Raw genomic sequence first — 836 nt, 5'->3', positions numbered from 1 at the left:
CGAGCCGCTTCTCATCGGCACGTCCAAACGGCGGACGGCGGGCCCTAACATGCGGAAGGATGGCCGACATGACATTGCCTGCCCTCCCCGAGGAGTCCTTCCAGCGCGTGCTCTGCGTCGTCGCACACCCTGACGACATGGAGTACGGCACGTCCGCGGCCGTCGCTCGCTGGACCGCGCGCGGCATCGAGGTCGGTTATCTCCTGCTCACCCGCGGTGAGGCAGGCATGCCGAACCCTCCCGAGGAGACGGCACGCCTGCGCGTCGCCGAGCAGCAGGCCGCCTGCGCCGTCGTCGGCGTCAAGCACCTGACCGTCCTCGAACATCCGGACGGCGTGCTCGTCTACGGCCTCGACCTGCGCCGCGACATCTGCCGGGAGATCCGCCGGTTCAAACCCGACGTCGTACTCGGCACCGGTTACGAAACCGAGACGCCCTACGGCTTCGACCAGGCCGACCACCGCGCCGCCGGGCTCGCGACGCTCGACGCCGTGCGCGACGCAGGCAACCGGTGGGTCTTCCCGGAGCAGATCGACGACGAGGACCTCGAACCGCACTCCGCGCGCTGGCTCATCGTCCCCGGGCTCCCCGGCTCCGGCGCCACCCACGGCGTCGACGTCACGGGTGAACCGCTGCGCCGCGGCGTCGCCTCGCTCGAAGCGCACGCCGCGTACCTGGCCGCGCTCCCAGACCACCCCGCCCCCGAAGACATCATCCCGAAGTTCACCGCGATGAGCGGCAAAGCCATGGGCGTCGAACACGCCGTCCTGTTCCGCGCCCACGACCTGCAGGCACCACCGGAGTTCATCACCGAAGCCATGCAGGACTGACTCGGG

1 protein-coding gene is annotated in these 836 nt (G+C 70.2%); it reads left to right on the top strand.

The window, feature by feature from the left end; genetic code table 11:
- Positions 1 to 59 precede the first annotated feature (59 nt).
- Complete coding sequence (locus JAP66_RS31780) at positions 60 to 830, top strand: PIG-L deacetylase family protein (RefSeq protein WP_199435573.1); 771 nt, start codon at positions 60 to 62, stop codon at positions 828 to 830.
- Positions 831 to 836: the final 6 nt, after the last annotated feature.

This window comes from Qaidamihabitans albus (assembly GCF_016464705.1).
Lineage (GTDB): Bacteria > Actinomycetota > Actinomycetes > Mycobacteriales > Pseudonocardiaceae > Qaidamihabitans > Qaidamihabitans albus.
This window is presented reverse-complemented; position numbering and strand designations above follow the sequence as displayed.

What these genes read in the sequence shown, in the direction of transcription:
- JAP66_RS31780 (WP_199435573.1), top strand. Translation starts at nt 60, where the DNA reads ATGGCCGACATGACATTGCCTGCCCTCCCCGAGGAGTCCTTCCAGCGC.